The 23,793-nt window shown below is 71.1% G+C and carries 21 protein-coding genes; 14 read left to right on the top strand and 7 right to left on the bottom strand.

The genetic code is table 11. The annotated features are described in order from the left end of the window. Positions 1-115: 115 nt before the first annotated feature. Positions 116-724 carry a TetR/AcrR family transcriptional regulator gene (locus tag DSC45_RS33080; protein ID WP_119295720.1) on the bottom strand — a complete coding sequence of 203 codons (609 nt, stop codon included), beginning with the start codon at positions 722-724 and terminating at the stop codon, positions 116-118. Positions 725-914: 190 nt separating this feature from the next. Between DSC45_RS33080 and DSC45_RS33075 the strand changes: the two genes are divergently transcribed. Beyond that, on the top strand, positions 915-1,859 hold the full coding sequence (locus DSC45_RS33075) for an SDR family oxidoreductase (protein WP_119295719.1): 945 nt from the start codon (positions 915-917) through the stop codon (positions 1,857-1,859). Between the two features lie 48 nt (positions 1,860-1,907). Here the strand turns inward: DSC45_RS33075 and DSC45_RS33070 are convergent, their stop codons facing one another. Continuing rightward, a complete protein-coding gene (locus DSC45_RS33070) occupies positions 1,908-2,918 on the bottom strand; it encodes an erythromycin esterase family protein (RefSeq protein ID WP_119295718.1) in 1,011 nt (336 codons plus the stop codon). 292 nt (positions 2,919-3,210) lie between these two features. On the opposite strand from DSC45_RS33070, the gene DSC45_RS33065 reads away from it, so the two are divergent. The 5 genes from DSC45_RS33065 to DSC45_RS33045 all read left to right on the top strand — a co-directional run bounded on the left by DSC45_RS33065 (position 3,211) and on the right by DSC45_RS33045 (position 10,184). Next, positions 3,211-5,061, top strand: coding sequence for an MOSC domain-containing protein (locus DSC45_RS33065; RefSeq protein WP_119295717.1), 1,851 nt, complete (start codon positions 3,211-3,213; stop codon positions 5,059-5,061). A 196-nt stretch (positions 5,062-5,257) separates the two neighbouring features. After that, a complete protein-coding gene (locus DSC45_RS33060) occupies positions 5,258-5,539 on the top strand; it encodes a hypothetical protein (protein WP_240434985.1) in 282 nt (93 codons plus the stop codon). A gap of 130 nt (positions 5,540-5,669) precedes the next feature. After that, positions 5,670-6,059, top strand: a complete 390-nt coding sequence (locus DSC45_RS33055; protein ID WP_119295716.1) for a VOC family protein — start codon at positions 5,670-5,672, stop codon at positions 6,057-6,059. Positions 6,060-6,284: 225 nt separating this feature from the next. Beyond that, entirely contained in the window at positions 6,285-9,482 is a 3,198-nt protein-coding gene (locus DSC45_RS33050) for a family 78 glycoside hydrolase catalytic domain (protein WP_119295715.1), read from the top strand. 279 nt (positions 9,483-9,761) lie between these two features. Next, complete coding sequence (locus tag DSC45_RS33045; RefSeq protein WP_119295714.1) at positions 9,762-10,184, top strand: peptidoglycan-binding domain-containing protein; 423 nt, start codon at positions 9,762-9,764, stop codon at positions 10,182-10,184. 82 nt (positions 10,185-10,266) lie between these two features. Here the strand turns inward: DSC45_RS33045 and DSC45_RS33040 are convergent, their stop codons facing one another. Then, positions 10,267-11,040: a VOC family protein gene (locus DSC45_RS33040; RefSeq protein WP_119295713.1), complete on the bottom strand. Its 774-nt coding sequence runs from the start codon at positions 11,038-11,040 to the stop codon at positions 10,267-10,269. A gap of 248 nt (positions 11,041-11,288) precedes the next feature. Between DSC45_RS33040 and DSC45_RS33035 the strand changes: the two genes are divergently transcribed. Beyond that, a complete protein-coding gene (locus DSC45_RS33035; RefSeq protein ID WP_119295712.1) occupies positions 11,289-12,149 on the top strand; it encodes a sulfurtransferase in 861 nt (286 codons plus the stop codon). A gap of 107 nt (positions 12,150-12,256) precedes the next feature. Here the strand turns inward: DSC45_RS33035 and sepH are convergent, their stop codons facing one another. Then, positions 12,257-13,366, bottom strand: coding sequence for a septation protein SepH (gene sepH / locus DSC45_RS33030; protein ID WP_119295752.1), 1,110 nt, complete (start codon positions 13,364-13,366; stop codon positions 12,257-12,259). Between the two features lie 462 nt (positions 13,367-13,828). Between sepH and DSC45_RS33025 the strand changes: the two genes are divergently transcribed. Next, a complete protein-coding gene (locus DSC45_RS33025) occupies positions 13,829-14,992 on the top strand; it encodes a hypothetical protein (protein WP_119295711.1) in 1,164 nt (387 codons plus the stop codon). A 25-nt stretch (positions 14,993-15,017) separates the two neighbouring features. On the opposite strand, the gene DSC45_RS33020 is transcribed toward DSC45_RS33025, so the two are convergent. Next, on the bottom strand, positions 15,018-16,346 hold the full coding sequence (locus tag DSC45_RS33020) for a D-arabinono-1,4-lactone oxidase (RefSeq protein ID WP_119295710.1): 1,329 nt from the start codon (positions 16,344-16,346) through the stop codon (positions 15,018-15,020). Further along, positions 16,297-17,547: an MFS transporter gene (locus DSC45_RS33015; RefSeq protein WP_119295709.1), complete on the bottom strand. Its 1,251-nt coding sequence runs from the start codon at positions 17,545-17,547 to the stop codon at positions 16,297-16,299. Before DSC45_RS33015 ends, DSC45_RS33020 begins: the two co-directional genes overlap by 50 nt. Positions 17,548-17,652: 105 nt before the next feature. Between DSC45_RS33015 and DSC45_RS33010 the strand changes: the two genes are divergently transcribed. Then, positions 17,653-18,780 carry a ferrochelatase gene (locus DSC45_RS33010; RefSeq protein WP_119295708.1) on the top strand — a complete coding sequence of 376 codons (1,128 nt, stop codon included), beginning with the start codon at positions 17,653-17,655 and terminating at the stop codon, positions 18,778-18,780. A gap of 9 nt (positions 18,781-18,789) precedes the next feature. Further along, positions 18,790-19,590, top strand: a complete 801-nt coding sequence (locus tag DSC45_RS33005) for an inositol monophosphatase family protein (protein WP_119295707.1) — start codon at positions 18,790-18,792, stop codon at positions 19,588-19,590. A gap of 75 nt (positions 19,591-19,665) precedes the next feature. Here the strand turns inward: DSC45_RS33005 and DSC45_RS35960 are convergent, their stop codons facing one another. Continuing rightward, positions 19,666-19,827 carry a hypothetical protein gene (locus tag DSC45_RS35960; RefSeq protein WP_162929413.1) on the bottom strand — a complete coding sequence of 54 codons (162 nt, stop codon included), beginning with the start codon at positions 19,825-19,827 and terminating at the stop codon, positions 19,666-19,668. A gap of 378 nt (positions 19,828-20,205) precedes the next feature. On the opposite strand from DSC45_RS35960, the gene DSC45_RS33000 reads away from it, so the two are divergent. From DSC45_RS33000 to DSC45_RS32985, 4 genes are all read left to right on the top strand, one after another. Next, a complete protein-coding gene (locus tag DSC45_RS33000) occupies positions 20,206-20,859 on the top strand; it encodes a response regulator transcription factor (RefSeq protein ID WP_119295706.1) in 654 nt (217 codons plus the stop codon). A 7-nt stretch (positions 20,860-20,866) separates the two neighbouring features. Beyond that, a complete protein-coding gene (locus tag DSC45_RS32995; protein WP_119295705.1) occupies positions 20,867-22,114 on the top strand; it encodes a sensor histidine kinase in 1,248 nt (415 codons plus the stop codon). 402 nt (positions 22,115-22,516) lie between these two features. Then, on the top strand, positions 22,517-22,813 hold the full coding sequence (locus DSC45_RS32990; RefSeq protein WP_119295704.1) for a DUF4193 domain-containing protein: 297 nt from the start codon (positions 22,517-22,519) through the stop codon (positions 22,811-22,813). A gap of 13 nt (positions 22,814-22,826) precedes the next feature. After that, positions 22,827-23,726, top strand: coding sequence for a hypothetical protein (locus DSC45_RS32985; protein ID WP_119295703.1), 900 nt, complete (start codon positions 22,827-22,829; stop codon positions 23,724-23,726). The last annotated feature ends 67 nt before the right edge of the window (positions 23,727-23,793 follow it).

The raw sequence follows: 23,793 nt of genomic DNA, 5'->3' as shown, positions 1-23,793 counted from the left end.
GTTGGCAAGAGTCCTGTCGGGGCGCCGTGCGCGGCCGGGGGTCGTACGCCCGTTACTGGATTTCGATGAAATGTCCGGTGTGAACACGGACTTGGCGCAGCCGGCGGCTGTCCGCTCAGGTGGCCGGGTTCCGCTCCGGCAGGCATCCACGCGCGATGGACGTGATCACGTCGTCCAGTCCGCGATCGGCCCCCTCGGGCAGCGGGACGCCGCTCACCGCCATGCCGACGTATCCGTGCACCGGGGCGAAGACCGTCAGGGCGATGCGTTCCGGCGGTCCCGCGCGCACCTCCCCGCGGCGCTGCCCTTCGTCGACCAGCCGGAGGCCCTGCTCGACCCACCGGTGGGCGGCCTCCCCCAGTGCCTGGGACGCTTCCGGGCTGTGCTTGGCCGAGAACATCAGGTCCAGGAGGGCGGGGTCGGCCAGGGCGAAGTCCACGTACGAGTGGGCCATGGCGGCCAGTTGCTCGAGGAACGTCTCGCCCGCGCCTTCCCGCGCGCGGGCGAGAGTGTCGACAAGTCGCTCGAATCCGCTCAGGGCCAGAGCGTCGAGCAGTGCCTGTTTGGTCCTGAAGTGGCGGCCGGGTGCGCCGGGGCTCACGCCGAGGTCCCGGGCCAGTTCCCGCAGGGACAGCGCGCCTGAACCCCGTTCCCGCAGCGTCAGCTCGGCTCGTTCGAGCAGCGCGGCGCGGAGGTCTCCGTGGTGGTAGGGGCGCTTCTTCATGTGCTCACCCTAGTCCGCACCGCCTACATTGTTGACGTTGCATACATTGTGTGCGTTGCATACATTGGACGGGCGGCCGGTTCCCGTCCGGTCGGCCGCGAGTCCGGGCCGCCGCTCAGGGTCGCCCGCTCCCTCCGTGCACCGGCGGTACGGCGTCGGCGGAACGCAGAAACGACCCCCAGGAGTCCCCATGTCACGCAAGCCCGTCGACATCACCGTCCCCGACCTGTCGGGGAAGCGCGCCGTGATCACGGGAGCGAGCGACGGCATCGGTCTCGGGTTGGCCACCCGGCTCTCGTCGGCCGGGGCCGAGGTGCTGCTGCCCGTGCGTAACCAGCGCAAGGGCGAGGTGGCGATCGGCAGGATCCGGGAGGAGGTTCCCGAAGCCGACGTGTCGCTCCACGCCCTCGACCTCTCGTCACTGGACTCCGTCTCCGGCCTCGGTGAGCAACTGCGGCAGGACGGCCGCCCGATCAACATCCTGATCAACAACGCGGGCGTGATGACCCCGCCCGACCGGCAGGCGACCGCCGACGGGCTCGAGCTCCAGTTCGGCACCAACCACCTCGGACACTTCGCCCTGGTGGCCGAGTTGTTGCCGCTGCTGCGCGCCGGCCGGGCGCGGGTGACCTCGCAGATCAGCGTCGCGGCGAACCAGAACGGCATCAACTGGCAGGACCTGAACTGGGAGCGCGGCTACGACGGCATGAAGGCCTACAGCCAGTCGAAGATCGCGTTCGGGCTCTTCGGACTCGAACTGGACCGACGTAGCCGTGCGGGCGGCTGGGGCATCACCAGCAACCTCTCCCACCCGGGTGTGGCCCCCACGAACCTGCTCGCCGCGCGCCCCGAGGTCGGCCGCGACAAGGAGACCGCGGGTCGGAAGCTCATCAAGGCCTTCTCCGCCCGCGGCATCATCCTCGGCACCGTCGAAACCGCGACGCTTCCCGCACTGCTCGCCGCCACGTCCCCCGACGCCGAGGGCGGCCAGTTCTACGGGCCGAGCGGACTCGGGCACCTCGGCGGCCCGCCCGCCGAACAGAAGGTGTACTCACGCCTGCGCAGCGCCGCGGACGCGCAGCGGATCTGGAACGCCTCGCAGGAGCTGACGAGGACGTCGTTCCCCGCCGGCTGAGCGGCGGGAGCGTCGAACCGGCCACCGGGTCTCCACTCCGCTCCCCGCTCAGAAGAGGAAGCGGACCGCCGTCACCTCGCGTACGTGGAGGACGGCGTCGAACCAGTCGGTGAGCGATCCGCCGGACATGTAGTAGGCCGCGTTGTGGGCGGGGTCGTAGTGCGGGCCGATCATGCGGGTCCTGGTCGGGGTGTCGAGCCAGGTCCGTACCGGCTCCGGGGCATGGGCGCGCAGGTCGAGCAGGTAGGTGTCCAGGTTGGTGTCGCCCAGGACCGAGTCGGCGAACTCCGGTGGTGGCGGGAGGATTTGGTCCGGAGCCATGCCGTGGTGGAAGGTCTGGCCGATGGAGACGAAGGCGTCGCCGAAGTGCTCGCGGAGGTAACTGCCCGCGTTCCGGTGCGTCAACGGCGGGACCGGGGGAGAGACGGTCCGCGGATCGCCGACGGCGGTGTGCGCGATCCCGCCCCAGTAGACGATCTTGTCCGCGGTCCGTTCCTGCCACCTGATCGTGCTTTCGGCCAGTGTGCGCTCGATGTCGGCGAGTCCTGCGGGCTCGATGGCGGACGGTCCCTGCAGCGTGGGGTGCGCGCCGGCGAACCGTACGGGGTCGTCGGGACGGCCACGGTTGAAGGCGCGCATCCAGCGGACGGTGTCGAGGATCTCCTCGGTCTGCCAGAACGAGCGGGCATCGGCCAGCAGCTCCCGCGGATCCCCGTCACCGGTTCTGACGTACGCGTCGAGGCCGACTCGTTCCGCCTCGTCCCCCTCCAGCGCGAGTGTGCGGAACCCCATCTGCTCGACCAGGAACCGCACAAGCCGGTGGGAGAGGGCGGACAGTTCGTGGGTGTGGCGATTCGAGGCGCCCATGGCCACGACCTTGGCGTCGCGCACGATCTCGGCCAGCGGCTCGAGATCGGTCAGCGGGGCTTCGGGGTCGAGAGAGGTGAGGCGATGGGCGTGCTGCTCGATCCACCGGGTCACGGGCGTGGTCGCGGTGTCGGTCCTGTGCTCGGCGGCGGTCCTGCTCTGGGTCCTGCTCTCGGTCCTGCTCTCGGTCATGGTCGGGCTCCTCGGGTGAGGTGGTGGGTTCCGGTCGCGTTCCTGGCTGCGTCCTCGACGCCGTGCCGCCAGCGTCGGACGTGAACCTTGGTTGAGGTCAAGTCCGGTCCAGGGGTGGGGCAGCGTCTGGGGCAACCTGCCTGTCGGGGCCCGGCGTACGCGGCGTACGCCCCGTCCGCATGTCGGACACTGAAGTCCTGATTGCGGTGGAATCGGGCGATCGGGCCTGGTCCTTGTCGGAGCTGTGGGGGAGGGTGGCCCGGAATGCCCAGCGGACGAGGACGGAGCAGCGATGACGCGCGCGATCAGCGCCCGAGTGGAACGGCTGGTGCGATACCCCGTGAAGGGGATGTCGGGCCAGGACGTGGCGGACGCGGAGATCCGACCCGGCAGCGGTATCCCGTACGACAGGGTGCTCGCCCTCGCCGACGGGCTGCACGGCATGCCGCAGGGCGGGCAGTGGGCGGCGACGGAGACCTTCGCGAGGCTCACCACGCACAGCGGACTGCTGGGCGTCGGCATCGCGCTCGACGAGCAGTCGCGGACGGTGACCCTCACCAGGCCTCCCGTCGCGGACGCAACGTCCGGCGCGGGTCCGGCCGATGTCACCGTCACGCTCGACGACACCACCTCGCGGGAGCGGGCCACCGCGGCGCTACGGGAGTGGTTCCCCGGCGAGATCGACGCGTCCGCCGCACTCGTGCAGGCCGACAACGCCTACTGGGACGAACGGGACGGCACCGTCTCCCTGATCAACCTGGACAGCGTGGACGCCCTCTCGGCCGCCGCCGGCGAAGCCGTCGACCCGCTGCGCTTCCGGGGCAACATCTATCTGTCCGGCCTGGGGGCCTGGACCGAGTTCGCACTCGTCGGGGAGCGCATATCCGTGGGCGGCGCGGAGCTGGAGATCCTGCGCCCCATGAGCCGCTGCCGCGCCACGTGCGTCAGCCCGTCCACCTCGCGGGTGGACACGAACGTACCGGCCGAACTCACCACCCGCTTCGGCCACATCTACTGCGGACTGCGTGCCCGCGTGGTCACGGCCGGGACGGTCCGTACCGGGGACTCGGTGGCCCACCGGGGCGCCGGCAGCGGTCCCGAGCAGGGCGCCTCCCGGCCCGATCCGGCGCAGTGGCCGCGCCCCGCGCGGATCGTGGCGCGGCATGAGGAGAGCGAGGAGGTGACCAGCCTGTGGCTCCGCGACCCTCAGCACGGCACGGGCGCGAAGCCCCTCCCCGGACAGCACCTGCGGATCCACGCGGCTGACGGCTCGGGACCGGTGTGGCGGTGCTACACGCTCTCCGGTGTGGACGGCGGCGATCTGCGGATCAGCGTCCAGCGCGCGGCGGACGGGCGGATGTCCGGGCTGCTGCACGACGTGGCGGTCGTGGGGGAGGAGCTGCTGGTCTCCGGACCGCACGGGCACGTCACGCTGGATCCCGGCGCCACCGGCCCGTTGGTGCTGGCGAGTGCGGGCATCGGTATCACGCAGACGCTGGCGATGCTGCGTGCCTGTGCGGCCGAACAGACGGCGCGCGAGGTGCTGTTGTGCCACACCGCGCGCGACACGCAGTCGCTCGCCCTGTGGCACGAGGCGTACGAGCTCATCGGCAAGCTGCCGCACGGACGGGCCGAACTGTTTCTCACCCGGGCGTCCTTGGGCGAGCGCGAACGCTGGGGCGCGCGGGCCGGGCGACCGGACTTCGCGGCGCTGGACCTGCCCGGCGGGCTCGGTGAGGCGGAGGCGTATCTCTGCGGCCCGGTGGAGTTCATGCGGGACGCCAGGGCCGGCCTGGCCGGGCGCGGGGTGCCGGACTCCGCCGTCCACCAGGAGGTCTTCGTCTCGCCGGGCAGCGGCGCCGGTACGTCCGCTCCGCCCGAACCGGGGCCGTTCCGGGTGTCGTTCGCCGGGAGCGGGGTGAGCGCGGTCTGGGATGCGAACAGCGGCACGCTGCTCGATCTGGCCGAGAGCGCCGGTGTCCAGGCCAGGTCCGCATGCCGCAGCGGGGCCTGCCTCCAGTGCGAACAGCCCCTGAACGCCGGGAAGGTGGCCTACACCACCGCACCGATGCTCCCGCCCCCCGACGACTCGGTCCTGCTGTGCTGCGCGGTGCCGGTGGGCGACGTCACGCTGCCGCTGTGAGGCGATGAGGCCTGCTGTGCCGCGGGGATCGTCGAGACGGCGGACGACCCCACGGACCCGCCGGGGCACCGGACTTGCACGGAACGGTCCGCCGACCGGCCGGTGCGGCTCGCTCGATCCGCACTGACGGCGAGTCCGCGTGGGTAGGCATCCTGAGGGGCGGGGCTCGCCAGGAGGGTTGTTCGGGAGGGGAGCGGTGCCGAGGATCAGGGCGTATTTCCGGCGCGACGGCACCAAGGTCACAGCGCACTCCCGGTGGCCTCGCGGGGCCCGACGCGAGACGGCCATCTTCGCGGGCGTCTGCGCGGCCGTCGTTCTCTTCGGCAACACCCCGGCAGCCACCAGTGGAACGGCCAGGACACCGAAACCCCGGACCACCGCCGTCTACCCGGTGAAGTTTCCCGGCTGGGACAAGCCGTCACCCCGGCCGCGGCCCACCGTCTCCTACCCGATCCGGTTCGACGACGCCGACGGGTGACTCGCGCGATCACGTTCGGCGGATGTTCGGCCCTGCGCTGCGCCGACGACCGCAGCCGTGGTCGCCCGTGTCCGGGTCAACAGGCCCGTGCCACCGATGACTTGGGGCTCCGGGTCGGCATCATGGGGGTATGGCCCGACTCCGTGACATCGTCATCGACTGTGCCCATCCGGCCTCCGAGGCTCGCTTCTGGGCTGCCGCGTTGGACGGGTACGCCGTCGCTCCGTACGACGACGCGGAGTTGGCGCGTCTCGCGGCGCAGGGGATCGCCGATCCGGAGCATGACCCGACCGTCCTGATCGAGCCGCGGGGTGGCGGGCCCCGGGTCTGGTGCCAGCTGGTGCCGGAGCCCAAGCGTGCGAAGAACCGCGTGCACCTGGACCTGAGTTCGGCGGACCCGGACACCGAGCTGAGCCGTCTCGGCGCGCTAGGCGCCGAGATCCTGGCGCGCTACGAGGACCACTGGGTGTTGGCCGACCCCGAGGGGAACGAGTTCTGCCTGTTCCCGTCCCCCTCCTGAACCGCGCCGGGCGCGTGCCGGTCGGCTCGTGCCGGGTGGGCGCGCGGCCCCGTCGGGGTCGGGAGGTGACGGAGGCCGGCTGCGTGCGCCGCTGCCCGCCACCCGTCCCTAGAACGTTTCAATTCGCGCAGGATTCGCAGTTGTTCAACTTATTGACCCTCGCGATCGACGGGTCATACCCTTTCGGCTCGTCGCGTTGAAACCTTTCATTACTGTGAGGGTGCCATGTCGAAGGACCTGCCCCGTCGAAGCGCTCTGCAGCTGGGCGGTGCCGCGGCGGCAGCCGTCGCCCTGGCCCGCCCGGCCGCCGCCGCGGACCCCGCAGGTGCTGCGGCCGGCACCGGAGCGTCGGCCCCCGACGGCCTGCTGGCCGACCTGCTGCCGCAGGGGCTCGGCGTGGGCGCCGGCCGCGACCTCAGGTTCAGCTGGCAGGTGCCCGACGGGGGCGCCGGCACCGTGCAACGCGCCTACCAGGTCCAACTGGTGTCCGGATCACCCGAGTTCGACCGACGCGACCTGGTCTGGGACTCCGGCAGGAACGACTCCGCCCACTCCAGCGCCGTCCCGTACACCGGCCCGCCGCTCGAGCCCCGCACCGCCTACTGGTGGCGGGTGCGCTGCTGGGGCCCGAAGGTGTCGTCCTGGTCGCGGCCGGTACTGCTCGCGACCACGATGGAGGACGCCTGGACGGCGGACCCCGTCTGGGCCCCCGCCGGCGAGACGCTCACCGACGGGACCCTCGCCACCCGACTCAAGATCACCGCCGCGGCCGCCGGCCTCTGGTTCCGCGCGAGCAGCGCCGACGACAACTACCTCTGGCAACTACGCGCCGGAAGCCCCGGCGTGCTGCGCAAGCACATCTGCCGGGGCGGTACGTACACGGTCCTGGACGAGACCGAGCTGCCGTTCGCGGTCCCCACCGACGAGTGGACCGACGTCTCCATCGCCATGGACGGTTCCACCTTCACCACCACCGTGAACGGCACCGTCGTCGACACCACTGTCGACTCCCGCCTCGAGGACGGCAACGTGGGCCTGCGCAACGGCTCCACGGAATCGCAGGTCTACGACCGGTTCACCGTCCACGCCGCGGACGGCACGGTCCTCGTCGACGACGACTTCTCGTCCGACCAGGGAACCTTCACGGCCGGCACGGTCGCCGACGGCGTCCTCGAACTGCCCACCGGAGCCTCCTCGCTCTCCTCCTACGTCGAGGACGACTCCTGGTCCCTGCTGCGCCACGAATACCGCCCACGCCGCAAGCAGATCACCGCCGCAGTCCTCTACGCCGCCGCGGACTCACCCGATCCGGGCCGTCAGTACGTCGCCAAGATCTGGAGCAACGGCGAACCGGTCGGCCACGCCTCGGTCCGCTCCGGATCCGGCGTCGCCTACCAGGTCTTCGACATCACCGGCACGCTCCGCTCCGGCCGGGCCAACGCGCTGTCCGCGCTCTGCCACTCCACCGCCTCCCGCAAGTTCCTCGCCCAGCTGGAGATCACCTACGCCGACGGAACCCGCGAGACGGTCGGCACCGGCACCTCCTGGCGAGCCCGCCGCCAGGCCGGCCTGCTTCCCGCGAAGGGCAGCGCGGGCACCAACTTCTACCGCGCCCCGCAGGAGTACTGGGACCTCCGCCACGAGCCGGCCGGCTGGACCCGGCCGGGCTTCGACGACCGCGCATGGGAAGCCCCCGCCGTCAGGGAGCCGATCGACGGACTCGTCCCGGCCCGGATCGAACCGGTCCGGCTCCACGACGTACGCCCCGAATCCGTCACCGAAGCAGCGCCCGGACGCTGGCTGGTGGACCTCGGCCGCGAGATCGTCGGCGGCCTCGGACTCGAGCTGCGCGGACGTGCGGGTGACACCGTCGAGGTGCGCCTGGGCGAGGAGTTGAACGACGACGGCACGGTCCGCCACGAGATGCGGACCGGCAACACCTACCGCGAGATCTGGACCCTGCGGGACGGCGTCCAGCACATCGAGCATTGGGGCTACCGGGCCTTTCGCTGGGCCGAGTTGCGCACCACCCTCGATCTGTCGCGGGCGACCGTGCGCGGGCGGGCGTGGAAGGCGGACTGGGACGACTCGCACTCGTCCTTCAGCAGCTCCTCGCCCGACCTGGACCGCGTACAGGAGCTCTGCCGGTACTCCATCGAGGCCACCCGCGCGGACCTCTACGTGGACACCCCCACGCGCGAGCGCGGCCCCTACGAGGGCGACGTCCTGGTCAACCAGCTCTCCGAGTACGGCGTACAGCGCTCCTACGCCCTGGCCCGATGGTCCAACGACTACCTGGTGCGACAGGGAACCTGGCCCACCGAGTACCGCCTCATGTGTGTGCTCTCGGCCTGGGAGGACTACCTCGCCACCGGCGACGACCGTCAACTCGCCAAGGACTACGCACGGTTGAAGACGAAGAACCTCGACGACCACCTGGGCGGCGACGGTCTCGTGCACAAGGACCCCGGCGAGAGCAGCGAGGATCTCGGCGACCTCGTCGACTGGCCCGAATCGAACCGCGACGGCTATGTCTTCACCGAGGTCAACACCGTGGTGAACGCCTTCCAGTACGCGGCGTTCACCGCCCTCGCCCAGTGCGCCGAGGTCCTGCACAAGAAGGCGGACGCCAGGCAGTTCCGCTCGCGCGCCGACCGGCTCGCCTCCGCCATGCGGAGCACCCTCCTCGACGGGGCGGCGGGACGCTTCCTCGACGGCATCGGCACCACCCACAGCGCCCAGCACGCCACCGCCTTCCCGGTCGCCCTCGGCGTCGACACCGAGCTGTCCGACCAGGTCCGCAGGAAGCTGGGCGAGACCCTCGCCGACGGCGGGATGAAGGTGAGTGTCTACGGAGCGCAGTTCCTCCTCGACGCCCTCTTCCTCGTCGGCCGCGCCGACGCAGCGGTCGACCTCATGACGTCCCGGGGCACCAACTCCTGGCTCCACATGCTCGACCGGCTGCACGCCACCATCGTCACCGAAGCCTGGGACCCTGCCCTCAAGCCCAATATGACCTTCTCGCACGCCTGGGCCTCAGCCCCGGCCAACGCGATCGCCCGCCACCTCCTCGGCGTCCGCGTCTGCGCGCCGGGCGCGGCCGAGTTCCTGATCCGTCCGAGAACCGGCGGCCTGACCCGCGCGCAGGGGACCGTGCCGTCGATACGCGGGCCCGTCTCGGTGTCCGTCCAGCGAAAGGGCAACTCGCACCTGACCCGCGTCACCCTGCCGCCGAACTCCCGCGGTGTGGTGGAGGTGGAGATCGGCGCCACCGCCCCCGACGCCTACCGGGTCCGTTCCGCGCCACCCGGAGGCCGCGGCCGAGTCCGGGTCACCGCCACCCACGACATCACGGGCACGGTTCTGCGCGTCGGCCCCGTCGGCTCCGGCACCACAGTCGTCGAACACGTCCCCGGCGACTGAACCACCCCCGCCCACCGCTGAGTTCCGCCCAGGCGGCCGACAGCCGGGTCACCGCGCACACTCCGGTGCCACGCGCCCATCACGACGCAGCGGCTCCGGGCGCCGCGCTGCGAGCGGACGCCCCGTCGACTTCCCGGCCTGCCGGGCACGCCGGGAAGTCGACGGTCCACGGGTTCCGGCACCACGGCATGGCAGCGTCTGCGGTGATCGAAGCCGCCGGCACGGCAACGGCGGCGCCGAACCACCGGAATCGGGGCAGCCTTGTCCATCAGGAACGTCATGAATGCACGCCGGACCGCACGCGGCCGCGTCCGCAGAGCCCTGGCCATGGTGGCCGCGAGCACCGCGGTCCTCGCCGGCTGCACCCTCGCCCTCGCCCCCGCGCCGGCGTTCGCCGCACCCTCCGCCGCGGACACCTGCCGGGGCGTCAGCACCGTGGGTCTGTACTGCGGTCACCACACGGGGACGAGGAGTGCTCGGCTCGGCAGCGAGGGCGCCCACGTCAAGGAGATCCAGGCCCTCATCAACGAGACGTCCGCCTACCCGGCCGCCCGCGGCGAACGCCTCGACGTCGACGGCCGGTTCGGCCCGGCGACGAAGGCGGCGGTGGCCTGGTTCCAGTGGACCTACATCGGTGCGGCCGCCTCCGACGGGATCGTCGGCCCGCACACCTGGGAGGAACTCCGCTACGGCAGCCGCTGACCCGGCTCGCGCCCGCGCCCGGACCGGCCGCACAGGGGTCGGCCGGTCCGTGAGGGCCTTCGCCCGAGCGCCACCCGCGACCTCACTCCGTACTACGCACCACCGTGAACGCCGCCCCCTCCGGATCGGCGAGCGTCGCCATCCGCCCGTGGCCGCCGTCCTTGGCGGGGTGCAGCACCTGCCCGCCGAGTTCGACGACCTGGTCCACCGTCCCGTCCACATCGGCGACTTCGAAGTACGTCATCCAGTGCGCGCCGCGTTCGCGCGACAGGCTCTGGCCCACACCGTGGACCGAGGCGACGGGGACGTCGTCCAGACGCAGCGTCAGATAGTCGTAGTCGGCCGAGACGACCGGGTCCTCCTGATAACCGAAGATGCACTGGTAGAACTTCGCGACGGAGGCGGTCTCCCGCGTGACGAGCTCGTTCCACACCGGAGTACCGGGCACCCCGGCCTTTCCGATGCCCAGATGCTCGGCCGCCTGCCAGACACCGAACACCGCACCGGCCGGATCAAGGGCGATGAGCAGCCGCCCTGCCTCGCCCGCGTCGAGCGGGCCCACTCCCACCGTGCCGCCGCAACTGCGGATCGACTCGGCGGTGAGGCCGGCGTCCTCCGTGGCCAGATACGGCGTCCACGCGATAGGCAGATCACGGTCGGGAGGGAGTTGTCCGATACCCGCCACCTCGTGCCCGTCGTGGAGCGCGCGGACATAGGGCCCCAGCTGCTCCGGTCCAGGCTGGAACTCCCAGCCGAAGAGGGAGCCGTAGAACTCCTGGGTGGTGGTCAGTCCATGCACCATCAGACTTACCCAGCACGGTGTGCCGGGCGTGTGCCGAGCTGCCGACTCGGTCATCGTCACTCTCTCCTCGGGCCGTCATGGTGTGCCGTGCCCCCGCGTGCCAGACCAGATGCTCGCACCACTTGTCGCGCCTCGCGCTCCGTCGGCGCCGCGCTTCCGCCCGTACCGGCGGAGGATGCCCGGTGCGCCGCTTCGCACCCGTTTCGGTGCGGTTGCCTGCCGGTGTCGATCAGTCGAACTCCCGGCGCAGCAGATTAGTGGCCGCCCGACCGGGCGGCCAGGCCTTGCGCAAGGATGTGCCCATGAATGCCATCATCTCCGCATCCGAACTCGCGGTCGAGTCGGCCGGGCCGAACCCGCCGCTGATCCTCGACGTGCGCTGGCAGCTCAGCGTGGCGAAAGCCGCAGGTGAGAGCCCCTTCGACGGTCGTGCCGAGTACGCCGCGGGACACGTTCCGGGAGCCATTTTCGTCGACCTGGAGACCGAGCTGGCCGGCGAGCCGGGACCCGACGGCTCGGGAGGCCGGCATCCGCTGCCGGACGTCGACGCCTTCGGGGCGGCGATGCGCGCGGCCGGAGTCCGGGCCGACCGTCCGGTGGTCGTGTACGACGGCGGCCAGGGCTGGGCGGCCGCGCGCGCCTGGTGGCTGCTGCGCTGGACGGGGCACGCGTCGGTACGGGTCCTGGACGGCGGCATCGCGGCATGGACGGAACCGCTGTCCACTGAAGCGACACAGCCCGAGACGGGCGACTTCGTACCGCGTCCCGGGGCACTGCCGGTGGTCGACGCCGACGGGGCCGCTGCCCTGGCGCGGGACGGGCTGCTGCTCGACGCCCGTGCCGCCGAGCGGTACCGGGGCGATGTCGAGCCGATCGACCGGGTCGGCGGACACATCCCCGGCGCCGTCTCCGCCCCGACCACGGAGAACGTCGCAGCCGACGGACTGCTGCTCGCCCCGGACGTCCTGGCGTCCCGCTTCCGCGGCCTCGGCGCGGAAGACGGCGGTCCGGTCGGGGTGTACTGCGGATCGGGCGTCTCGGGTGCCCACGAGATCCTCGCCCTGGCGGTCGCCGGCTACGAGGCGGCGCTGTACCCGGGCTCCTGGTCGGAATGGTCGGCGGACAAGTCCCGCCCGGTCGCGACGGGGCCGGAACGCGGCTAGGCACTCCGGCAAGGAATCACCCGAAGGAGACCGCCGCGAAGTACGGGAAGCAGTTCGGCCCCGTCGACCGGACCCGTATCGGTCCGGTCAGCCGGGGCCGACCTGTATCAGTCCTGCTTCTTGCGCCGCGTACCGAAGACGATCTCGTCCCAGCTCGGCACCGCGGCCCGCCGCCCGGGCCGTACACCGTCCGCCTCGGCCTGCCGGTCGGTGGTCCCGACCAGCCGGTCCCGGTGACCGGCCACCGCACGCGGCATCAGGACGTCCGCGTACGCGGACCCCGCGGACGCCGCGCTGGCCGTCTGCTCCTCGGCCTCCGCGTCCTCCTCCTCGGGCTCCTCCACCGGAGGCTGCTCGGTGGAGGCGGGAGTGGCCGAACCGGTCGCGGCCGGCGCCGCGGACGGACGCTCGGGCACCACCATGTCGCCCCGGAAACTCGGCACGGCCTCGAGCAGGCTGGTGAGCGAGTCCCGGCCCTGGTCGGACGAGCCGGTCGCCGTGGTGGTCTCCTCCGGCGCCTCGGTGGGCGCCGGCAGGCTGGGCCGTTCCAACTGCCGGTCCAGAGCGCGGTCGAGCGGCCTGTCCCGCGGCAGCCGAGCGATCCGCGGTACGAACGGGAAGCTGGGCTCGGGCGTCGCGGCGATGTCGTCGGACTCGCCGATCAGCGACCGCGCCTCGTCGTCCACGGCCTGTACGAGCCGTCGCGGCGGGTCGTACGTCCAGCTCGCGGAGTGCGGCTCACCGGCGACGCGGTAGACGAGCAGCACCTCCCAGGTGCCGTCGTCGCGCCGCCACGAGTCCCACTGCACGGACTCCTTGTCGACGCCGCGCATCAACAGGCGCTCCTGGACCGCCTCGCCGAGCTGCGGACCTGCGTTCTCCCCGGGCCGGCGTACGGGCGTCTTGCGGGCCCGCTCGGCCATGAAGGCGCGCTCCGCGAGGACCGGGCCCTCGAAACGGCGCACCCGGTCGACGGGAATGTTCGCGAACTGGGCGACTTCCTCTGCGGACGCTCCGGCGCGTATACGGGCCTGAATGTCGCGCGGGCGGAGGTGGCTCTCCACCTCGATCTCGATCTGGCCGAGGCGTGGACGATCGCCGCGCACCGCTGCGCGCAGCCGCTCGTCGATCGGAAGCGTGTACTCCGTCGCGTCCGCAGCCTTCAGCACCAGCCGTGTGCCGTCGTTGCTGACGGCCACGACACGCAGTTCGGGCATGGGGACCTCCCGGGTGGTGCCTGCCGACGTCACGTGCGTCGCTGCTTCCGCTAGTCGAGTGTGGCCTGCCCGGGTGCAGCCTGCCACTACCTTGCCGAGTTGCCCGGCGTGTCGGGCTCGGGCCCTGGAGCGCCGTTATGGCACGGTGACCTATTCGCAACTCTGAGTGACCAGTTGGTCACTCCGTGCAGCGAACCCCCTCCCGAAGAGCCGCGATTGACCCTTGGGCACCCAGGCTGGAGACCGGACCCAGGGCTCGCAACAGTACTCCATTCGGGCCATGCGGGTGGGCCGCCGCGCCGCCGAACTTGTCCCCCGGCAAGGGAGTTGGCGCTCGAAGATCACAAATCACCCGCGGGTGAAGGTGTTCTGCTTCACAGAATCCGCAGAAACGGAACTAATCGCTTCGCCCAAATGTCCCAAGTGTGTACAGCTAGGCGAGTTGGCGATCAAGGGACGGGAATGGCCGAGCAGTCGGGGACCGGTGAGGAACACAGGAAGAAGCGCATCGAGCTGAGCCTGCCGCAGGTGGCAGGCAGTGCGGTGGCGGCCGTGATGGCCGCGAAACTCGCCTCCAGCTTCGGTGTCTACGGCACGATCCTCGGTGCGGGTGTGATCAGCGTGGTGGCCACCTGCGGGGGGCCCGTCTTCCAGCACCTCTTCTCCCGCACCGGTGAGCAGGCACGGAAGGCGGCCGAGCGCGCGAAGCCCGTGGGGCGACAGGTGCCGCTCACCGAGGACGGAAGCCTGGTGCCGCGGACCTTCCGGTCGGGCGCCGCCGCGGGGGAGGCGGAGGCGACCGCGATGCTGCCCGTCGTCGACGCCGGGGGCGCGCACCACGCCGGCCGCTCAGCTGCTGCACCGGACGCCACCACCGTGCTGCCCCAGGTCACGAGGCCGGGCGCCGAGGCGGACCGGACGCAGCTGCTCGGGACGGTGCGCGGCACCGCACCCGAGGCGGCCGACGAGACCACCCTGCTGCGTGCGGTCACCCCGCAGCAGCGTCCCGACGACGCCACGCAGATGATGCCGCGCGCCGAGGAGACGATGCTGCTGCGTTCGGCCGGCGGGGCCGGGGGCTCCGGTGGCTTCGTCCCCTCGGCGGGGCACGGGAAGCCGGGCGAGGAATCGGCCGAGTACCGGGACTCCGGAGTCCAGGGCAAGCGGGTGCGCAGCTGGAAGCGGCCGCTGCTGGGTGCGGCCATCGTCTTCGGCGTCACGATGGCCGGCATCACGACGTACGAGATGGTGTCGGGGGAGAGCTTCAGCGGGGGTGACCGGCCGACGATCGGGCAACTGACCGGCGGCAGTTCCTCCGGTTCCGACCCCGCGCCGACGCCCACGCCGGAATCGTCCACGGGCCCGTCCAGCAGTGAGTCCGACGGGACCGGCAGTCAGGAGCCGGACGTCTCGCAGACCACTCCGGACACCGGTACCGGACAGAGCCAGGACGGCAGCGACCGGACCGAGGACTCCGACGGCGCCTCCGAGGCACCCGAGAAGCCCACCACCACGCCCACCCCGACGCCGACCCCCACGCCCACCGGGAGTGCCGATGCCGACGAGGACAGCGACGGCAACGGCGACTTCCGGGAGCGCGGTGTGGAGAGCCCGGCCGCCGAGTGAGTAGCCCGCGGCGCGTCCCCGGCGATCAGTCGCCGAGGACGCGCCGCAGGTATGCGTTGGCGAACCGGCGGTCCGGGTCGAGACGGTCGCGCACCGCGGTGAACTCCTCGAAGCGCGGATAGACCGAGGCCAGGTACTCCGCGTCCCGGGTGTGCACCTTTCCCCAGTGGGGCCGCCCGCCCGCCTCGGTGAACAGGCGCTCTGCCGCGGTGAAGTAGGACTGGTACGGCGTGCCCCGGTACATGTGCACCGCGATGTACGCGGTCTCCCGGCCGGATGCGGTGGACAGCGCGATGTCGTCCGCGGGCGCGGTGCGTACCTCGACCGGGAAGCTGACGCGTAGCCCTGACCGCTCGACCATGGAGCGCAGTTCCCGCAGGGTCGGCACCAGGGCCTCCCGCGGAACGGCGTACTCCATCTCCATGAAGCGGACCCGGCGCGGACTTGTGAAGACCTTGTAGGGAATGTCCGTGTAGGTGCGGGCGGAGAGCGCACTGCTGGAGATCTTGGCGAGCGTCGGGATCGTCGCCGGCACCGTACGGCCCAGGGAATTGACCGCCTGGAAGAGGCCGTTGGAGAGGAACTCGTCCTCGAACCAGCCGGCGAGCGGGCTCACCGGGGCCTTGGGCCCCGCGCTGCGGTTGTTGCGCTTGGTGTTGCAGTTCCCGGTGTGCGGGAACCAGTAGAACTCGAAGTGCTCGTTCTCGGCCACGTGCTGATCGAACTCGCTCATGACCCTCTCGAAGCTCATCGGCTCCTCGCGGGCGGACAGCAGGAACTCGGGCTCCACCGCGAAGGTCAGGGCCGTGATCACCCCCAGGGCGCCGAGTCCGATCCGGGCCGCCGCGAAGACGTCCGGGTTCTCGGTCGCCGAGCAGGTGAGGACTGTGCCGTCCGCGGTGACCAGCTCGAGGGCGGTTGTCTGGGCGGATATGGAAGCGGATTCGCGGCCGGTGCCGTGCGTTCCGGTGCTGGTGGCGCCGGCCACCGTCTGCTCCATGATGTCGCCCATGTTGGCCAGCGACAGGCCCTCTCTGGCCAACGCCCGGTTGAGCCGCTTCAGCGGAGTGCCGGCCTCCACGGTGACCGTGCCCGCCTCGCGGTCCAGGGACCGGATGCCGGTGAGCAGATCGGGCCGGATCAGTACGCCGTCGGTCGCGGCCGCGGAGGTGAAGGAGTGCCCGGTGCCGACCGGCTTCACCCGCAGGCCGTCCGCGGCGGCCGAACTGAGCGCGGCGCTCAACTCGTCCACCGAGGCGGGGGACACCTCCCGCACGGGCCGCGAGGTGACGTTGCCCGCCCAGTTACGCCATGGGCTCCGCGATGCTTTCGTGCCGCGTGCTGTCGTGCTCATGCGCCCCTCCCCGCTGCGGCACCGGCCGGTTCAGCCGGTGGTACCCGAGGAAGCCGACCACGGCCGCGACGGCTCCGGCGACGGCCGGTACCCCGTACCCGGCGTCCGCTCCGGCGGCGTCGATCACCATGCCGCCGGCGGATGAGCCGAGCGCGACGCCGACGGCGAGCCCGGTGCTCACCCAGGTCATGCCCTCGGTCAGTTTCGCGCGTGGTACGTGCTGCTCGACGAGGGCCATGGTGGTGACCATCGTCGGTGCGATGGCCAGACCCGCGACGAAGAGCGCCACGGCCAGGAGAGGAAGGCTCCCGACCAGTTGCAGCGGGATCATACTCACGGCCATCGCGCACACCCCCAGGAGCCACCGTTTCGCCGGCGCCCCCTTGAGGTGCAGCATGCCGAAGACGACCGCGGCCGTGCAGGAGCCGAGGGCGTACACGGCGAGCACCAGGCTGGCCGCCGCCTTGTGGCCCTGCTCCGCGGCGTACGCCACGGTCACCACGTCGATGGAGCCGAAGATCGTCCCCGTCGCCACGAAGGCCAGCGCCAGGACCTGGAGTCCCTTGGAGCGCAGCGCTGTTCCGCCGGCGTGCTGCGCGCGCGGATGCGGCACCGGCTCGGTGGCCCGCTGCGAGGTGAGCCAGAAGACGCCGGTCGCCAGGAACAGCGAGGCGAGCAACGGCCCGGCCTCCGGGAACCAGGTGGTGGAGAGTCCGATCGAGATGATCGGGCCGAAGATGAAGCAGACCTCGTCGACGACGGACTCGAAGGAGTACGCGGTGTGCAGGAGCCGCGGCCGCGTTCCGTACAGAGCCGCCCAGCGCGACCTGATCATCGAGCCGAGGCTGGGCACGCAGCCGACCAGGACGGCGGCGACGAACAGGGTCCAGTCCGCGAGTCCGTACCGAGCCGACAGGAGCAGGCCGGCCGCACCGAGCAGGGAGACCGACATGGCCGGCCGCAGCACGCGCCGCTGTCCGAACAGGTCGACCAGACGGGAGATCTGCGGACCGCACAGCGCGGCCGACAGCGCCAGCGTCGCGGAGAGCGCACCCGCGAGGCCGTAACGCCCCGTGAGCTGCGACACCATCGTCACGACACCGATGCCCATCATGGCCAGCGGCAGTCGGCCGATGAGTCCCGCGGCGGAGAAGGCGCGGGTGCCTGGGGCCGCGAAAACGGCACGGTAGGGGCTGGGCAAGTACGGCTCCGGTAAGGCGTATGGACGGCTCATACAGCTTACGCGCGCCCGCGGTGGGCGTCTGCCGGTTTTCGGTGCGCTCGGAGCGGGTGGCAGGATCGAGGCATGCCAGACGTGCTCGATTCCACCCCTTACGACGCCCTGCTGCTGCTCTCCTTCGGAGGACCGGAAGGGCCCGACGACGTGGTCCCGTTCCTGGAGAACGTCACGCGCGGCCGCGGTATCCCCAAGGAGCGGCTCAAGGAGGTGGGGCAGCACTACTTCCTGTTCGGCGGCGTGAGCCCGATCAACGAACAGAACCGCGCACTGCTCGACGCCCTCCGCAAGGACTTCGTCGAGCACGGGCTCGAACTGCCCGTCTACTGGGGCAACCGGAACTGGGCGCCGTATCTGACAGACACCCTCCGCGAGATCGCTGCCGACGGTCACCGTCGCGTCCTCACCCTCGCCACCAGTGCGTACGCCTCGTACTCAGGCTGTCGTCAGTACCGGGAGAATCTCGCCGACGCACTCGCGACGCTGGAAGCGGAAGGCATCGAGCTGCCCCGCGTCCACAAGCTGCGGCACTACTTCAACCACCCGGGATTCATCGCCCCGATGATCGAGGGCGTGCTCAACGCGCTCGACGCCCTCCCCGAGGACGTCCGCGCGGGAGCGCACCTCGCCTTCACCACCCACTCCATCCCGACCGCGGCGGCCGACACCTCGGGCCCGGTCGAGGACCACGGAGACGGCGGCGCGTACGTACGCCAGCACCTGGACGTGGCCCGGGTGATCGCGGACACCGTCCGCACGGAGACGGGCATCGACCACCCCTGGAACCTCGTCTACCAGTCGCGCTCCGGCGCCCCGCACATCCCGTGGCTCGAACCCGACATCTGCGATCACCTCGAGGAGCAGCACGCGGCCGGTGTCCCGGCGGTCGTCATGGTGCCGATCGGTTTCGTCTCGGACCACATGGAGGTCCTCTACGACCTCGACACGGAAGCCACCGCCAAGGCCGCGGAACTCGGCCTTCCGGTGACCCGCTCGGCCACGGTGGGCGCCGATCCGCGCTTCGCCGGGGCCGTCCGCGACCTGGTCGTGGAGCGCGCCGCCACGGAGCGCGGCGCAGCGCCCGAGCGGTGCGCACTCGGCGCGCTCGCGCCCGGCCACGACCTGTGCCCGGTCGGCTGCTGCCCGGCCAGGAGCCCCCGTCCCGCCGCCGCGGGCGCCGACAGCCCCTACGCGTAAGGACGCACCGTGACCGACCAGTTGAAGGACGAACTCCGGGCGCTCGCGACGGAGGCCGCCCACCGGGCAGGCGACTTCGTGCGTGATGCGCGCCCCGCGGACCTCGGCGTCGCCGCGACCAAGACGAGCGCCGTGGACGTCGTCACGGAGATGGACCTCGCCTCCGAGAAGATGATCACCGGCTTCCTCGCGGAGCGGCGTCCCGACGACGGATTCCTCGGCGAGGAGGGCGCGAGCGAGCCGGGCACCAGCGGCGTCGAGTGGGTCATCGACCCGATCGACGGCACGGTCAACTACCTCTACGGCCGACCTGCCTGGGCCGTGTCCATCGCGGCCCGCAAGGACGGCGTGACCCTCGCCGGCGTGGTCTACGCCCCGGTGCAGCGCGAGACCTTCCACGCCGTCCTCGGCGGCGGCGCCCACCTCGGCGACCGGCAGCTGCGGGTGCGCCCGGCCCCGGACCTCGGGCAGACCCTGCTCGGCACCGGCTTCGGATATCTGGCCGAGCGCCGGCTCCGGCAGGCCGAGGTCGTACGGCAGCTGATCCCCGAGGTGCGCGACATCCGCCGGGGCGGTTCCGCCGCGATCGACCTGTGCGACGTCGCCGCGGGCCGGCTCGACGCGTACTACGAGCGCGGTCTGAACCCCTGGGACCTCGCGGCCGGGGAGCTGATCGCGCGCGAGGCGGGCGCACTCGTCGGCGGGCGCCCCGGCGAGCCCGGCTCCGGCGATCTGCTGCTGGCCGCACCGCCCGTGCTCTTCGAGGACCTGCAGAGCCGCCTCGACGCGCTCGGGGCCTGGCACGACTGAGCATCGCTCGCCACGCACGAGAGCCCCGGTCGCCCCCTTCAGGAAGGGGGCGACCGGGGCTCTCGTGCGTACGGCTCAGGCGACCTGCACGCCGTGCTCGGCGGCGAGGCGGTGGAGATCGTCCAGCTCGGCCTGCTCGACTTCGGCGAGGAAGTCGTCACCGTCCTCACGGGCCTGGGTGAGGTCGGACTCGGTGGCCTTTATGCGTTGCAGGAGCCCTGCGGTGAATGCGTCCATGGTGCGCCCCCTCGTCGTGGTCGTGGGTCGTCGGCACGGGGGTGTGCCTCGGGAAGGGGCGATCACGGCTCCCACCATCCACTCCCGACTCCGGGGGCACCTCCACCACGGGGGCGGTGAGGCGCGTGGACGATTCGTGGCGTGCCACATGCAAAGCGTGATCGCGCGGGTGTGCAGTCGTCCTCCCCATGGTGTCTCCGGCAGAAACCTCAACCCGAGGCGCAATCGCCGAATTCCCGTTCCAGGGGACCGAATCCGAGCGCTCCGGACTGGCTGGGAGTGCCTCTTACAGCCGGTTTACGGCCGAAAGGGGCAGGATGGAGCCCCACACCCCGTGACCGGACGGCGTCCATCGGCGCCCGTAGGAAGGACTGCGACGTGCGCGTACTCGTCGTCGAGGACGAGCAGCTGCTCGCCGATGCGGTGGCCACCGGACTGCGCCGGGAGGCCATGGCCGTCGACGTCGTGTACGACGGATCGGCGGCCCTGGAGCGCATCGGGGTCAACGACTACGACGTCGTGGTGCTCGACCGGGACCTCCCGCTCGTGCACGGCGACGACGTCTGCCGCCGGATCGTCGAGCTCGGCATGCCCACGCGCGTGCTGATGCTCACCGCGTCCGGGGACGTCAGTGACCGTGTGGAGGGCCTGGAGCTCGGCGCCGACGACTATCTCCCGAAGCCCTTCGCGTTCACCGAGCTCACCGCGCGCGTGCGCGCCCTCGGCCGGCGCACCACCGTGGCTCTGCCGCCGGTCCTCGAGCGCTCCGGCATCAAGCTCGATCCGAACCGCCGCGAGGTGTTCCGGGACGGTGCGGAGATTCAGCTCGCCCCCAAGGAGTTCGCCGTCCTCGAGGTGCTGATGCGCAGCGAGGGCGCCGTCGTCTCCGCCGAGCAGCTCCTCGAGAAGGCCTGGGACGAGAACACGGACCCGTTCACCAACGTGGTCCGGGTCACCGTCATGACCCTGCGCCGCAAGCTCGGCGAGCCGGCCGTGATCGTCACTGTCCCCGGCTCCGGATACCGGATCTGATTCCTCCATGGCTGCGACTCCGCCTCCCCCCACGGCGCCTCCCAAGCCCACCTGGGACCCGAGGCACACGGAACTGCCGTTCCCGTGGCTGCGCCCGACCATCCGTATAAGGCTCACGCTGCTGTACGGCGGCATGTTCCTGATCGCCGGGATCGTGCTGCTCGCGATCATCTATCTGCTGGCGGCCCAGGCGGTGCGGGACGGCAACGAGCTCCCGATCCACCCGGTCAGTGGCGATTTCTCGATCGAGAGCAACAACTGCCCGGCGCTGGCCGGACGCAAGTTCACCAGCCCCGAAGCGTTCAACAACGCGATGCGCGTCTGTATGGACAACCAGCGCCAGAAGGCCCTCGACGACCTCCTCAGCCGCGCCCTCCTCGCGCTTCTGGGCCTGAGCGTCATCGCCTTCGCCTTCGGGTACGCGATGGCCGGCCGTGTCCTGTCGCCGCTGGGCCGGATCACCCGTACCGCCCGCCAGGTGGCCGGATCCGATCTGTCCCGGCGGATCGAACTGGACGGCCCGGACGACGAGTTGAAGGAGCTCTCGGACACCTTCGACGAGATGCTGGAGCGGCTCGAGCGGGCCTTCAACACCCAGCAGCGCTTCGTCGCGAACGCCTCGCACGAACTCCGTACGCCGCTCGCGATCAACCGCACCCTGCTCGAGGTGCAGCTCTCCGACCCGGGCGCGCCACCGGAGCTCCAGCAGCTCGGCAAGACGCTCCTGGCCACCAACGAACGCAGTGAGCAGCTGGTGGAGGGCCTCCTGCTGCTGGCCCGCAGCGACAACCAGATCGTGGAGCGCAAGCCCGTGGACCTCGCCGAGGTCGCCTCGCGCGCCGTCGACCAGGTCCGCATCGAGGCTGTCGAGAAGGGCGTCGAGATCCGCGGCGAGCGCGAGCCCGCGGTCGTCCAGGGCAACGGCGTACTGCTCGAGCGCATCGCCCTGAACCTCGTGCAGAACGCCGTCCGGTACAACGTCGCCGAGGACGGCTGGACCGAGGTCACCACCGCCGTGGAGCACGGTCAGGCGGTCCTCGTGGTCACGAACACCGGACCGATGGTGCCGGCGTACGAGATCGACAATCTTTTTGAGCCGTTCCGGCGCCTGCGTACGGAGCGGACAGGCAGTGACAAGGGCGTAGGACTCGGGCTTTCGATCGCCCGGTCCGTCGCCAGGGCCCACGGCGGCCGTATCATCGCGGAGCCGCGCGAGGGGGGTGGGCTCGTGATGCGTGTCACTCTGCCTCAGTAGAAGGCGTCGCAGGGCAGGGCAGCGATCCGGCCTCGTGTTCGCTTTTAGCGGAATTTTCGGGACCCGAAACTGGGGATTCCTTGTGGAATCGATCACAGCCGGGAATTCCCACCGTCTACACTCCGTGGTCGCCGAGACGGAATAAAGCCCGGAACATCCGGGTTTTCGGGGGTCCGGATGACGGGAAGTACACGGGGTGACGCCCGTGTAGTGCGACATTCGGACCGTGTACGGTCCCGATCGCCATCCAAGACGATCACCTCTTAAGGGGTGCGGTTGGGTGTCGATTGAGTAACAGACCTTGATGTGAGGCAAAATCTCCGCCTCAGGTCGGGCACAAGTCCGGCCTCTCACGCGTTACGTGCGCTGAGACACCGCAGACACCCGGAGGGGGAGAGCGACATGGCAACGGATTACGACACCCCACGTAAGACCGATGATGATCTCAACGAGGACAGCATCGAAGAACTGAAGGCGCGGAGGAACGACAAGTCGACGTCCAATGTGGACGTGGACGAGTTCGAGGCCGCCGAAGGCCTGGAACTGCCCGGAGCGGACCTCTCGAACGAGGAGCTGGCCGTACGGGTACTGCCCAAGCAGCAGGACGAGTTCACTTGCATGAGCTGCTTCCTGGTGCACCACCGCAGTCAGCTGGCCCGCGAGAAGAACGGCCAGCCGATCTGCCGCGACTGCGACTGAGAAAGGGGCCGCCGTGAAAGGCTCCACCCCGCCGCGGAAGCGCCGCTTCCGCAAGGCTGCAGCTGACGGTGCCCCGATTGAAGAAGCACGTGACGTCGAGCGAGGCCGATCGGCCTCGCTCGTTGCTGCGGAGGGCCAGGAGACCGCGGCCCGCCCCGCTGACGAGGGGGACGTACCCGCGGCTCCGGCGCCCACCGGGCGTTTGGCCGCCGTCCGTGACGGCGTCCGCAAGGGCGGCCGCGGGGCCAAGGCAGGGATCGGCTACATCGCCGACCGGATCATCGACACCGCCCCTCGGGTCCCGGTGCGTGACCTCGCCACACTCCAACGCCACTTTCCGGGCCTCGGCCCCGAGCAGATCGCCGACAAACTCGTCTCCGGCGCCTGCCGTGCGTCCTCGACCGTCGGCGCAGGTGTCGGCGCGGCCGCCATGCTCCCGGTGCCACCCGCGATGCCGGCCGAACTGGCCGCCGAGATCACCGGTGTCGCCGCGATCGAGCTGAAGCTGATCGCCGAGCTGCACGAGCTCTACGGACTGCGCCCGCCGGGCCCTCTGACCCAGCGCTCCACCGCCTACCTGACCTCCTGGACACAGGAGCGAGGCATCGAGGTGGCCAAGCCCGCGACGCTGAACGCGGCACTCGGCGGCCCGATGAAGCGCGAACTGCGCCAGCAGATCATGAAGCGCATGGTGCGGAACATGCCGAACCTGCTGCCCTTCATGGTCGGCGCCGCCGTCGGCGCCCTGATGAACCGCCGCGACACCAAGAAGCTGGCCGAGCGCGTCCGCAAGGACCTGCGCGCCCACCAGGTGTCATGGGACGACCTCGGCGAGCTGCCGCCCCTCGGGCCCCCGCAGAGCCCTCTGCACCCGGACACCCTCCGGGCCATCGAGGGACCGCGACAGCCCTAGCGCCCCCACCCTGGAACCTGCGACGCGATCGCGGCCACGGGAAGCCCGCACGCCCGCCCGAAGTTCT

It is taken from the genome of Streptomyces sp. YIM 130001 (assembly GCF_003574445.1).
Taxonomy (GTDB): Bacteria; Actinomycetota; Actinomycetes; order Streptomycetales; family Streptomycetaceae; genus Streptomyces.
This window is presented reverse-complemented; position numbering and strand designations above follow the sequence as displayed.